The sequence below is a fragment of the Oleispirillum naphthae genome, from assembly GCA_027864655.1.
Lineage (GTDB): Bacteria > Pseudomonadota > Alphaproteobacteria > Rhodospirillales > Rhodospirillaceae > Oleispirillum > Oleispirillum naphthae.
In genome coordinates this window covers 34,998-46,678 of sequence record JAQAZG010000015.1, presented here as the reverse complement: position 1 = coordinate 46,678, position 11,681 = coordinate 34,998, and the positions used below count along the sequence as shown (strand labels likewise).

Annotated in this window: 10 protein-coding genes; 3 read left to right on the top strand and 7 right to left on the bottom strand. The window is 65.9% G+C overall.

Annotated features, from left to right (window positions below; genetic code table 11):
* Positions 1-267: 267 nt before the first annotated feature.
* The 3 genes from O7R11_RS14200 to O7R11_RS14190 form a co-directional block, all read right to left on the bottom strand.
* Positions 268-1,167, bottom strand: a complete 900-nt coding sequence (locus O7R11_RS14200; RefSeq protein WP_337998196.1) for an AbiTii domain-containing protein — start codon at positions 1,165-1,167, stop codon at positions 268-270.
* The gene (locus O7R11_RS14195) at positions 1,164-2,810 is read right to left on the bottom strand and encodes a trypsin-like peptidase domain-containing protein (protein ID WP_337998195.1); all 1,647 of its coding nucleotides are present in this window, start codon (positions 2,808-2,810) and stop codon (positions 1,164-1,166) included. The genes O7R11_RS14200 and O7R11_RS14195 overlap by 4 nt, the downstream gene beginning before the upstream one ends.
* A gap of 250 nt (positions 2,811-3,060) precedes the next feature.
* The gene (locus O7R11_RS14190; RefSeq protein WP_337998194.1) at positions 3,061-3,726 is read right to left on the bottom strand and encodes a MarC family protein; all 666 of its coding nucleotides are present in this window, start codon (positions 3,724-3,726) and stop codon (positions 3,061-3,063) included.
* Between the two features lie 183 nt (positions 3,727-3,909).
* On the opposite strand from O7R11_RS14190, the gene O7R11_RS14185 reads away from it, so the two are divergent.
* The 3 genes from O7R11_RS14185 (at position 3,910) to O7R11_RS14175 (ending at position 6,929) form a co-directional block, all read left to right on the top strand.
* On the top strand, positions 3,910-5,232 hold the full coding sequence (locus O7R11_RS14185; RefSeq protein WP_337998193.1) for an MATE family efflux transporter: 1,323 nt from the start codon (positions 3,910-3,912) through the stop codon (positions 5,230-5,232).
* A 31-nt stretch (positions 5,233-5,263) separates the two neighbouring features.
* On the top strand, positions 5,264-6,313 hold the full coding sequence (locus O7R11_RS14180) for a TAXI family TRAP transporter solute-binding subunit (RefSeq protein ID WP_337998192.1): 1,050 nt from the start codon (positions 5,264-5,266) through the stop codon (positions 6,311-6,313).
* A gap of 256 nt (positions 6,314-6,569) precedes the next feature.
* Positions 6,570-6,929 carry a MarR family winged helix-turn-helix transcriptional regulator gene (locus O7R11_RS14175; protein ID WP_337998191.1) on the top strand — a complete coding sequence of 120 codons (360 nt, stop codon included), beginning with the start codon at positions 6,570-6,572 and terminating at the stop codon, positions 6,927-6,929.
* Between the two features lie 21 nt (positions 6,930-6,950).
* On the opposite strand, the gene fliN is transcribed toward O7R11_RS14175, so the two are convergent.
* The 4 genes from fliN to O7R11_RS14155 all read right to left on the bottom strand — a co-directional run bounded on the left by fliN (position 6,951) and on the right by O7R11_RS14155 (position 11,422).
* Entirely contained in the window at positions 6,951-7,430 is a 480-nt protein-coding gene (gene fliN / locus O7R11_RS14170) for a flagellar motor switch protein FliN (RefSeq protein WP_337998190.1), read from the bottom strand.
* A gap of 241 nt (positions 7,431-7,671) precedes the next feature.
* Positions 7,672-9,270: an ABC transporter ATP-binding protein gene (locus O7R11_RS14165; protein WP_337998189.1), complete on the bottom strand. Its 1,599-nt coding sequence runs from the start codon at positions 9,268-9,270 to the stop codon at positions 7,672-7,674.
* Positions 9,271-9,277: 7 nt separating this feature from the next.
* A complete protein-coding gene (locus O7R11_RS14160) occupies positions 9,278-10,306 on the bottom strand; it encodes an ABC transporter permease (RefSeq protein ID WP_337998188.1) in 1,029 nt (342 codons plus the stop codon).
* Positions 10,307-10,309: 3 nt separating this feature from the next.
* Positions 10,310-11,422: a microcin C ABC transporter permease YejB gene (locus tag O7R11_RS14155; protein ID WP_337998187.1), complete on the bottom strand. Its 1,113-nt coding sequence runs from the start codon at positions 11,420-11,422 to the stop codon at positions 10,310-10,312.
* Positions 11,423-11,681: the final 259 nt, after the last annotated feature.

Below are 11,681 nucleotides of genomic sequence, written 5' to 3'. Positions count from 1 at the left end.
GCAAAAACCAGAACCGTCCGCTAAGTGCCCATGTTGGCCGTGTGGGGATAACGCAGCCACGCCTGAAAACGGACATCGCAGTTAAGTGCAGCGTCGCGTCACCGTAATCCGAGATATTCGACATGGTGGCCATCCGCGCGACCGTCATGGTCTGCATTGTAGTACCAAGCCAAACCGAGCGAGCGGCCATCGGTGGCAAGTTCTAGCTGCAGCGCGCATTTCAGCAGGTCCGAAATGTCTCCAGCGTATTGATTACGCAATGCTGGCTCATTGGAAAGCTGCAAGCAGCCCTAGAATGCCGGAGGCGGTCAGGTTTCCGGCGGCCCCTTCGCAGGTCGCGCGGATAGAGGCAATCGCCGTTCGTAGCTTGCCGGAGTTCGGCTGCGCTTCTTTCAGTTCCTCTTGGATTTCACCGATGGCAGCCGTGACCGGCTCCTTGAGGTCTGCCTCAATCTGATCGACCGCCGCGCTGATTTGCTCAATCGCGTTGCGCAGGGAATCGAGTTGGTCGGCGCTATAGGTGGCCGACTGGGTGTTGGTGACCGTGGAGTGAGCCACGTCGCCCAAGACGCCGACATTTCCCTGAATGTGATAGACATTCCCGGTGGTCATGACCTTCGCCGCCTCCTTTTCCTTCGGTGTGAATGTCAGGCCGTCGCCCAGAATCCCAGCTTTCTCCAGGGAGATGGCCCAGTCCAGGACACGATTCCGAACGCTGTCTAGGATGCTAAAGAATGCTGCCGGACTGACATGGGCTTGGAATTCAGTCCGAAATCCCATCATCTTGGATAAGATGGCTTGCTTCTGTCCAGGGAATGGGCAAACGAGGTAATTGGTTTCTGTGCTGCGAGCCAGCACCTCTTCAATGGAAGCGATTGTCTGGTAAACAGGGCATCTCGAAATTATTTCTTCCATCTTGTTGTCTTCGCAGATAACAGGACGCCAGCCGTGGTACGGGTTGAAGAATTTTACCTGTCCGGTCAATTCCCTGTAGTCGGGAAGGGTGGCGTCATCCGGGTAGCCGTTCAACTCACGCTCAACCCATTCCAAGACTTCGTTCAGGTTGAGCTTCACGGCGACGAGTTTGACCTTGCGGAGGAGATCCGCGATGCTGGTTTTCGGGTCCAAAACATCGGATTGAAGCTGGATCACGATCGGGGTGGTCACTTGCCGAATTCCTCCACGGCGATAGCAAAATTCAGTGCTTGGGCATCCCGGAGCAGGAACGTGGTGATGCCGATGGCGTTGCCCGAGGTGTCGAACAGGCCGCCGCCGGATGAGCCTGGGGAGATCGGCGCTGACGTCTGAACGAGGTGCTGGCCATCCTTCTTGCGCAGGCCGGAGACGATGCCTTCGCCCAAGGTGTTTTCCAAGCCGCTGGGCGAGCCAACCGTGTAGACCTTCTCGCCAACCTTCAGGCTGTCGTAGCTGCGAACGCCGCTGACCGGCTCCAGCATTTGCTTGCCGATCTTCAGGACACATTGATCGCGCTTTTGGCTGCCCGAGACAACCCTTGCCTCTTCAAAGGCGTCGCCGTGTTTCACCACGATCACATTCATCCCCGAGGCGACATGGCAGTTGGTGAGCAGGGTGTCCTTGGTGACGGCCACTGCCGATCCCTGGACCACGTTGCCGCCGTTACGCAGATCGCTCAGGGACCGAGCGGCAATGACGCGCCAAACGGACTTGTTTACCTTTTCGAAGACGGCGGCCCCCTCCAATCTGGTGCCACCACCAGCAGATGTCTGTGGCAAGGATACGGGTGTCCAGGACCAAGTGGTGGCCTTGGGTAGTTCAGCGGGCAGACCGAGGTCGCTCAGGCTTGGTGAAGCGATTTTAGCTTGCGGCTTCGGAAGCTGCGGCTCGGGAGCGGGTAGGGCTGGAGCCGCGATTCGTGGCGGGTTAGACTTCTTCCGATCCTGCCCCTTTGGTGCCGGGAGGTCTGGCTCGGGCGATCCCATTTTCCAGGTGACGGCGGCATCCTGCGCTTTGGCCACCAGATCGGGTCCAAGCTGCTTTTCCACGTTATACCAGCTTGGTGCGTGGTCGATGGGACAGGTCGCTTCCGAAATGCCAAAAATGTCCCAGTATTTCTTCTTGGGAATGGTCGCGGTTGACGAAACGGAAACCAACGACCAGAAGTAGGCTTTCGTCATGTTCTGCGCGACCGGATATGGCTTTTTCTCGGACGAGATAAGAAGTGCTGGGGAGTTGGCGGTGGCGATGATGCCTGTTCTGTAGAACTGGGCCAGAGATATCTGGCTGTGGCAATTTCCGCTGATCGCAGATGTGCGCAGATCATTGACCGCAGTTGGGTCGCCAGCCTTATCCTTCTCGTAGATGTTGGCCGCGAGAGCCCAGTCGTAGCCTTTTTCCGTTCCTTCTTTCAGGTAGGAAGAGGCGAGGCGCGCATTCTTGGGAACGGCTTGGCCAAACGAATAAAGCTGGCGTAGCTGGCGGAGAGCCTCTTGATTGCCCTGGTCGCTGGCCTTGCGAAGGATATCGGCGGCCTTCTGCCCGTCTCGGTATTTGGTGCAGCCGGTGAAATCGGTCTTGTAGAGATTCCCCAGTTGAACCATGGCGTCGGTGTCGCCATTGGCAGCGCGCCGTTCGCAATCCTCCACATCTTCCGCCTTGCATTTGACGAAGTTCACGTTCTTGCAAGCACCTGCCGGGGCGGGTGGCGAATATGGTGTGAACGTCGAGGCCGTGTAGGTGGGACGAAACTGCGAGGCCGTTTGGCAGCCGGTCAGCATGACCGAGAGAATGACCAGTGCGGAACAGCGGAAAATGGTGTCGCCTGTCGTCATGAAGCCAACCAGCCAGCGGCCTTAATTGCGGCCTTATAAGTTACTGCTGATTGTGCTGACTGGCAATCGAGCAAGGTTGCGGTGCCTCTGCACTTAATTCGAAGGACCGCTTTACCGCCCCCGTCTCCCAAACCCGTCCGTCCGCTTCCGGCCCCCCATTCAGTCACGGGATGCAAGGGCCTTCCGGCCCTTGCCGGGTCCGGGCGGAGCCCGGCCTGGTTTTTCGCTTCCTTTAACCTTTCCCCCGGCCTCAGCCCGGAGCGGTGAGCGCCGAGCGGAGGAGTTCGCTCGCGCCCGACCAGAAAATCTGGATGCCGAGGCAGAACAGGATGAACGCGAACAGGCGGACGGCGATATCGGTGCCGCCGTGGCCGAGCAGGGTTTGCAGGCGGTGGGCGTATTTGAAGCAGAAGTAGATGATCAGCGAAACGACGACGATGGCGAGCAGGCAGGCGATGACGAAGATCAGGGAGTCCATCAGCTTGGCGGAGAACCCGTTGGAAAGGCCCAGGCTGATCACCACCGAGATGGTGCCCGGCCCGGTGGTGAGCGGCAGGGTGAGGGGATAGAACGCCTGATTGAGGATTTTCGCGTCGGATGCCTCGCTGGCCTCGGCCGCCGCGCCTTTGTGGCTGCCTTCGTTGAGGAGCTTCCACCCGGCCACCGCGACGATGATGCCGCCCGCGACGCGCAGGATCGGCACCGAGATTCCATAGAACTGTAGAATCAACGCCCCCAGCAGCAGCGCGCAGATCAGCACGAAGAAGGAATTCCGTGCGATGCGCCATGCGAGGATATCGCGGATTTTCGGCGGCGTATCCTGCGTCAGGCCGAGAAAGATCAGCGCCGCGCCCGGCGGGTTGACCACCGGGAAAATCGCCGCGAGTGCGAGCAGGAAGGTATTGAAGACCGGCATGGAGGTTCTTCTCTGAATTCGGCGGCGACCGGCCGCGTGAAGCCCGTGGGTGCGCGTCCCGTCGAATATAGCCACGAAAAAGTTTGAGGCCAGGGGCTTAGCCCCGGCCCATTGCCTTTCCCCCGTGCCCGTGCCAGGGTGGCGCGCGGTTCGGTGGAGGGGGTTGCGGTGCGGTCGTCGGTTTTGTCGCATGTACGGGAGCTGTTGCGTCTGGCGGTGCCGACGGTGGTGACGCGCAGCGGCGCGCTGGTGATGCTGATGGTCGATATCGCGATGCTCGGCCATGCGTCGTCGCGCGAGCTGGCGTTCTACAGCCTGGCGATGGGGCCGGTTTCCACCTTGCTGCTGACCTCGCTCGGCCTGTTGATGGGCACCCTGGTGGTGACCTCGCAGTTGCACGGCGCGGGGCGGGATGCGCGCTGCGGCGGGGTGTGGCGGCGCTCCCTGCCGTATGCCATGGCGATCGGCGCGGTGGTGGTCGCGGTCTCCGCCGCGGGTCCGGGGATGTACCGCCTGCTCGGCCAGGAGGAGGCCCTGGCGCAGGGCGCGGCGGATGTGACCTTCGTTCTCGGGGTGGGGATTCCGGGGTATCTCGGGTATCTCGCCTCCGGCTATTTCCTCGAGGGGTTGAAGCGCCCCTGGCCCGGCACCTGGATCATGCTGGCGGGCAACCTGGCGAACGCGGCGTTGAACGCGGCGTGGATTCCCGAGCACGGCGCGGTGGGGGCGGCCTGGGCGACCGGCGCGGCGCGCTGGCTGATGTGCCTTGCCGCCGCGGCGTGGGTGTGGTTCTTGCGCGATGGGGATCGGTTCTCGGTGCGGCGCGGTCCTTGGCGCGACACCGAGGCATGGCGGTTGCAGCGCAGGCTCGGCTATGCGGCGGGGGCGAGCATCGGGGTGGAGGCGTTCGCGTTTTCCTCGCTCAACGTGATGTCCGGCTGGTTCGGCGCGGATTCGCTCGCCGCCTATGCGATCGGCATCAACCTGCTGGGCATGGTGTTCATGCTGGCGCTGGGGGTGGGCAGCGCCGCCAGCGTGCGGGTCGGCCATGCGGTGGGGCGCGGCGACTGGCGCGACGCCGAGGTGGCGGGCTGGACCGGGCTCGGGGTGAACACGCTTCTGGTGCTGCCGCTGGTGGCGGCGTTCGTCCTGGCGCCGCAGGCGTTCGCGGCGGTCTACACCGGCGACCCGGCGGTGCTGGCGCTGGCCGGTCTGCTGGTGGCGTGGATCGCGGTGATCCTGCCCTTCGACGGCGCGCAGGCGGTGATGGCCAACGCGCTGCGCGGCCGCGGCGAGACCTGGGCGCCGATGGTGTTGCAGGGGTGCGCCTATCTTCTGGTGATGATGCCCTGCGCCTGGGGGTTCTCCGCCCGCATGGGGATGGGGGTGGGGGGCTTGTTCGCCGCGGTGGCGGTGGCGAGCGTGATCTCCGCGACGTTGTTGTCGGCGCGCTTCCGGTGGTTGGCGCGGCGCGATTATGCTAGAACCGAAGGGGCGGGCACGTAGGCCGCTCACCTATCGTTGAGGAACCCGATCCATGGCCGCATCCGGCCGGAACGGCGGCGTCGGTCGCCGCGCCCTTCTCGCCTCGGCATTGGCTCTGGCGGGGGCCGCGGCGTGCCCGGGCATGGCCGCTCTGGCGCAGCAGGTGCGGTTCTTCCGCATCGGCGCGGGCCCTGCGGGCGGCACCCTGTTCCGCTCCGCCGGGTGGATCTGCGCGGCGGTGAGCAACCCGCCCGGCTCCCGCCCGTGCGAGAAGAACGGCAGTTGCGGCGTGCCGGGGATGATCGCGCTGGCGCAGTCCACCGAGGGCGGCTTCGCCAACCTCAAGGCGCTGCGCGAGCGCTCCCTGGACGCGGGCATCGCCTATGCCGACATGGCGCACGACGCGCTCGCCGGGAAGGGGGGATTCAAGGCCGCCGGGCCGTTCCCCGAGCTGTGCGCGGTGACCGCGCTGGCGCCGGAGAGCCTGCACATCCTGGTGCGCCGTGGCGGCGGCATCCGCAAGGTGGCGGACTTGAAGGGCAAGCGCGTCGCCATCGGCGCGGCGGCCTCGGACCCCGCGGCGCTGGCCGCCCTGGTGCTGCGGCTGCACGGCATCGCGCGCCGCGCCTACAAGGCGGTGGCGCTCGACCCCGAGGCCGCGGCCGGCGCGCTGGCCGAGGGAAGAGTGGATGCGATGATCTTCCTCGCGCGGCCGCCCTCGGCGGTGGCGCGCCAGATGATGCAGGACCACGGCGGCGTGCTCTTGCCGCTTGCCGCGGCGCGGGTGGCCGCGGCGGTGGAGGCCAACCCCTTCCTCTCGCCGAGCATCATTCCGTCCGCCGCCTACGGCACGGCGGACCCGATTCCCTCGCTCGCCACGGTGCCGGTGCTGCTGGTCCGCCGCGAGATGGACGCGGACCTGGTCACCGCGCTTTCCCGCGCGCTGTGGCTGGCGATGAAGGCCGACGACACCCATCCGCTGGACGATGCGGCCTTCGCCACCGCGCAGATCAAGCGCCGCGGCGTGCCGCTGCACCCGGCGGCGCAGGCCTTCCGCGACGCCCTGGCGCGGCAGGACTCGGCGATGCCCGGCATGCGCTGAGTCGCAACGCGCGTTCTCCTCCCGTTCCGGAAGGGAAACCCAGGGTTGGGTTCTGCGAAAAATATTCGGTCGGCCGCCGCCGCGGCGCAAAACCGCCCCGGCTGTGGCGTTGCGGTAGGGCGGCGGGTCTTTTGCCGAAGATTTCCAGGAGTTGGGGATTGCGGCGGGCGCTGCGGTCGGGTAAATAGATACGATACTGAAACAAAATCCTCCGGCGCGACGTCGAAGGGTGGGGTGCTCCGGTTCGAGGATGCTGATGTCTCCGAAACTTTCTCCCGTCGAGGCCCTCGATCTGTGGCAGAGGGTCAGCGTGGCGAGCGTTCGCCAGGACGTTCCGGATCTTTCGGCCCGCCAGATGGCGCTTCTTCTCACCGTCTATCTGACCCAGCCGCCGCACACGGTGCGCGGCCTCGCCGAACTGCTGCGGATTTCCAAGCCTGCGGTGACCCGCGCGGTGGACCGTCTGTCCGAACTCGGCATGGTGAAGCGCAAGGTGGACGAGCACGACCGCCGCAGCGTGCTGATCCAGCGCACGGTGAAGGGCTCGGTGTTCCTGCGGGAATTCGGCGACACCATCGTCGCGGCGAGCGCCGACGGCGATTCCAACTCCGATTGAAGTTGAAAGGTTCCGCCCGCGTTACGAGACGCGGGTGAACAGCGAGCGCACGATCTCGGAGAGACTGACTCCGAGCTTGTCGTCGTCGGTGACGGTCACCTCGCCGCGGGCGATCAGGATGTTGTCGGCGAACACGTCCACCGGCTCGTCGGTCTTGCGGTCCAGTTCCACCACCGCGCCGCGGCCGAGCTTCAGCAACTGGTGCACCCGCAGGTCCGCCTTGCCGAGCACCACGGAAATCTCCACCGGAACGTCGTAGATCGCTTCCTTGCTGCCGGAACGGCCGGGCGCGCCGCCCACGGCAGCCGCGGCTGCGGGCGCGGCGCGCTTCGCCGTTTCCCCGGCCTCGATCTCCGCCATTGCGGCGGCCATGTCCATCTCGCCGCCGTCGTCCGCCTCCGCGCTCTTGGCGCGTTTGGCGGCCTCTTCGGCTTCGATCTCGGCCATCGCGGCGGCCATGTCCATCTCGCCGTCGTCGTCGGGTTGGTTTTCGTCGGCCATGGGCGGTCCTCGCTCGTGAACCGAACCAGTCTAGACGCTTCCGGTTGCCGAAGTCTTAAAATGATTCTCCAAAAAACTTACGGGGGACCGCGGCCCCCCCGCGCCCCCCGATACTTTTCGTTCTTGCGCGAAGCGCCATAAGACCGTGCGTATGGCCAGCATGGGTCTATCCCGCTACGCGGTGAAAACCAAACATATGGGAGGCCCGGAGGGTCCACGACCCTCCGGAAAGTTTTTGTTTTTACGGAACCCGGTCGTCGTGCAGCGCCGCGGCGAGCAGCGCCCGGGTGTAGGGGTGCTCGGGGGCGGAGAACACCCGCTCCGCCGGGCCGGTCTCGACGATGCGGCCGTCCTTCATCACCGCGATCTCGTCGGCGAGCGCGCGCACCACCGCGAGGTCGTGGCTGATGAACAGGTAGGCGATGCCCTGGCGTTCCTGGATGCCGCGCAGCAGATCGACGATCTGCGCCTGCACCGAAACGTCGAGGGCCGAGGTCGGCTCGTCGAGGATCAGCACCTTGGGGTGGAGGATCAAGGCCCGGGCGATGGCGATGCGCTGGCGCTGCCCGCCGGAGAACTCGTGGGGGTAGCGGTCCTGCATGCCGGGTTCCAGGCCCACCTCGGCCAGCGCCGCGCCGATGCGCCGCCGCCGTTCCGCCCGGTCGAGGCCGGGCGCGTGGATGGAAAGCCCTTCGCCGACGATCTCCCCCACCGAGAGGCGCGGGCTGAGCGAGCCGTAAGGGTCCTGGAAGACGATCTGCATGTCGCGGCGCAGCGGCCGCAGGCGTTTCGCGGGCAGGGCGGAAATCTCCTCCCCGGCGAAGGCGATGCGCCCCTCGGCGGCGGTGAGGCGCAACAGCGCAAGCCCCAGCGTCGATTTGCCGGAGCCGCTTTCCCCCACCACGCCGAGCGTCCGCCCGGCCTTGAGTTCCACCGAAACCCCGTCCACCGCCTTCACGTAGCCCCGGGTGCGGCGCAGCAGGCCGCCCTTGAGCGGGAACCACACCTTCATATCGTCCGCCGTCATCACGGTGGCGGCCTCGCCTTCGCGCGGCGGGCGCGGCGCGGGCCGCGCGGCGAGCAGGCGCCGGGTGTAGGCGTGCTGCGGCGCGGCGAAGAGGTCGGCGGTGGCCGCCGCCTCGACGATGCGCCCCTGGTGCATCACGCACACCCGGTCGGCGAGGCGGCGCACGATGCCGAGGTCGTGGGTGATGAACAGCACCGCCATGCCGAGGCGGGTCTGCAAGTCCTTCAGCAGGTCGAGAATCTGCGCCTGGATGGTGACGTCGAGCGCCGTGGTCGGCTCGTCGGCGATCAACAGGTCCGGCTGGTTGGCGAGCGCCATGGCGATCATCACGCGCTGGCGCTGCCCGCCGGAAAGCTCGTGCGGCAGGGCATTGAGGCGCTTTCCCGGCTGCGGCAGGCCGACCATGTCCAGCAGGTCCACCACGCGGGCGCGCAACGCATCGCCGGAAATCCCGGTGTGCAGGGCGAGGCTTTCCCCCACCTGGCGGCCGATGCCGTGCAGCGGATTCAACGAGGTCATCGGCTCCTGGAAGACCATGCCGACCCGCCCGCCGCGCAGCGCCCGCAGCTCCGCCTCGGGCATTTCGAGCACGTCCGCCCCGTCGAAGAGAATCCTCCCCGCCGGGCAGCGGCCGAGCGGCGGCAGCAGGCGCAGCACCGACAGCGCGCTCACCGACTTGCCGGAGCCGCTTTCCCCGACCAGCGCCAGGGTCTCGCCGCGCTTCAGCGTGAAGGAGGCTCCCTCCACCACCGGCGGCGCATCGCCGAAGGCGACGGAGAGGTTTTCGACCGAAAGCAGCGGGGTGTCGGTCATCGCATCCTCACCGCGTCTTCCGGGGGTCGAAGGCGTCGCGCACCGCCTCGCCGACGAACACCAACAGGCTCAGCAGCACCGCCACCACCAGAAAGCCGGACAAGCCGAGCCACGGCGCTTGCAGGTTCTCCTTGCCCTGGCGCAGCAGGTCGCCGAGCGAGGGCGAGCCCGGCGGCAGGCCGAGGCCGAGGAAGTCGAGGCTGGTCAGCGCCACCACCGCGCCGGAGAGCACGAACGGCAGAAAGGTGATCGTCGCCACCATCGCGTTGGGCAGCACGTGGCGCACCACGATGCGCACGTCGGAAAGGCCGAGCGCGCGGGCGGCGCGCACGTATTCGAAATTGCGGGCGCGCAGGAATTCCGCGCGCACCACGCCGATCAGCGTCGTCCAGCCGAACAGCAGCAGGATGATCAGCAGAGTCCAGAAGCCGGGCACGATCATCGAGGTGACGATGATCAGGATGAAGAGCTGCGGCAGGCCGCCCCAGATTTCCAGGAAGCGCTGGAAGATCAGGTCCACCTTGCCGCCCAGATACCCCTGCACCGCGCCCGCGGCGACGCCGATCGCCGAGGAGGAGAGGGTGAGCGCCAGGCCGAACAGCACGGAAATGCGGAAGCCGTAGATCAGCCGCGCCACCACGTCGCGCCCCTGGTCGTCGGTGCCCAGCCAGTTGACCGCCGAGGGCGGGGCCGGGGTGGGCCGCCCGAGGTCGTAGTTGACGGTGTCGTAGGAAAAGCGCACCGGCGGCCACACCACCCAGCCGTGCGCGGCGATCTTCCCCGCGATGTAGGGGTCGCGGTAATCCGCCGGGGTGGGGAAGTCGCCGCCGAAGGTCGTCTCCGGATAATCCGCCACGACAGGCGCATAGAGCCGCCCGTCGTAGGAAACCAGCAGGGGCCGGTCGTTGGCGAGGAACTCGGCGAACAGGCTGACCCCGAACAGCACGAGAAAACCGATCAGCGACCAGAATCCCCGCCGGTTGGCGCGGAAGGCGGCGAGGCGGCGGCGCGTCATCGGGGAAAGGTCGAGGCGCATCGCTCAGGCCCCCCGCGATTCGAAGTCGATGCGCGGATCGACGAAGTGGTAGGTGAGGTCGCTCAGCAGCCCCAGCACCAGCCCGAGCAGGGAAAAGGCATAAAGCGTGCCGAACATCACCGGGTAGTCGCGGTTCATCGCCGCCTCGAAGCCCAAGAGGCCGATGCCGTCCAGCGAGAAGATCACCTCGATCAGCACCGACCCGGTGAACAGCATGCCGACCAGAGTGGCGGGAAAGCCCGCGATCACCACCAGCATCGCGTTGCGGAACACGTGCCCGTAGAGCACGCGCCGCTCCGGCAGGCCCTTGGCCCGCGCGGTCAGCACGTACTGCTTGTTGATCTCCTCGAGGAAGGCGTTCTTGGTCAGCATGGTCAGCCCGGCGAAGCCGCCGATCACCATCGCAGTCACCGGCAGCGCCATGTGCCAGGCATAGTCGGCGATGCGCGCGGGCCACGACAGCGCATCCCAGTTGTCGGAGGTCAGCCCCCGCAACGGGAACCAGTGCAGGTACCGCCCGCCCGCGAACACCACGATCAGCAGAATGGCGAAGAGGAAACTCGGGATCGCATGCCCGACGATGATCGCCCAGCTCGAGGCGACGTCGAAGCGCGAGCCGTCCTTCACCGCCTTCTTCACCCCTAAGGGAATGGAGATCAGATAGATCAGCAGCGTGCTCCAGATGCCGAGCGAGGCGGACACCGGCAGCTTCTCCAGAATCAGCTCCGTCACCTTGGCGTCGCGGAAATAGCTCTTCCCCAGGTCGAAGCGGGCATACGACTTCACCATCAGCCAGAAGCGCGTCAGCGGCGGCTTGTCGAAGCCCATCTGCCTTTCCAGGTCGGCGATGAAGGCGGGGTCCAGCCCCTGCGCGCCGCGGTACTTCGACGCGGCGTTGCCGGTGCCCGCCGCAGGCCGCAGGCCGGGCCGCGCCGTCTCCGCCGCGCCGGAGCCGGAAATCCGCGCCGTCGCATCCGTCGCCTGCCCCTCCAGCCGCGCCAGAATCTGCTCGATCGGCCCGCCGGGGGCCAACTGCACGAACAGAAAGTTGACGCCGATGATCCCCAAAAGGGTCAGCGGTATCAAAACCAAGCGGCGGACGATATAGGCGAACATCGCGGCTCCCAGACAAGCCCCTCCTATGTCTGGCCTTTTTCCGGAAAGTGCAAGCCTGGAAAACCAGGCCGGGCGCTGCCCGGACCCGCAAGGGGCCGGAAGGCCCCTTGACCCCATGACTTGTCTTCCAACGCGTAACGGCAGGCAACCGTCACGTGGCGTGGTGGTCTTATGGCGCTGCGCGCAGAAACAAGAAAAATACCGATATACGTGATTATATCTCGACATACTATAACGAATATAGTAATGTCGCCTCCTC

Coding starts and splice junctions, on each gene's coding strand:
- O7R11_RS14165 (WP_337998189.1), bottom strand. CDS start 9,270: ATGACCGACACCCCGCTGCTTTCGGTCGAAAACCTCTCCGTCGCCTTC.
- O7R11_RS14175 (WP_337998191.1), top strand. CDS start 6,570: ATGTCTCCGAAACTTTCTCCCGTCGAGGCCCTCGATCTGTGGCAGAGG.
- O7R11_RS14155 (WP_337998187.1), bottom strand. CDS start 11,422: ATGTTCGCCTATATCGTCCGCCGCTTGGTTTTGATACCGCTGACCCTT.
- fliN (WP_337998190.1), bottom strand. CDS start 7,430: ATGGCCGACGAAAACCAACCCGACGACGACGGCGAGATGGACATGGCC.
- O7R11_RS14190 (WP_337998194.1), bottom strand. CDS start 3,726: ATGCCGGTCTTCAATACCTTCCTGCTCGCACTCGCGGCGATTTTCCCG.
- O7R11_RS14160 (WP_337998188.1), bottom strand. CDS start 10,306: ATGCGCCTCGACCTTTCCCCGATGACGCGCCGCCGCCTCGCCGCCTTC.
- O7R11_RS14180 (WP_337998192.1), top strand. CDS start 5,264: ATGGCCGCATCCGGCCGGAACGGCGGCGTCGGTCGCCGCGCCCTTCTC.
- O7R11_RS14195 (WP_337998195.1), bottom strand. CDS start 2,810: ATGACGACAGGCGACACCATTTTCCGCTGTTCCGCACTGGTCATTCTC.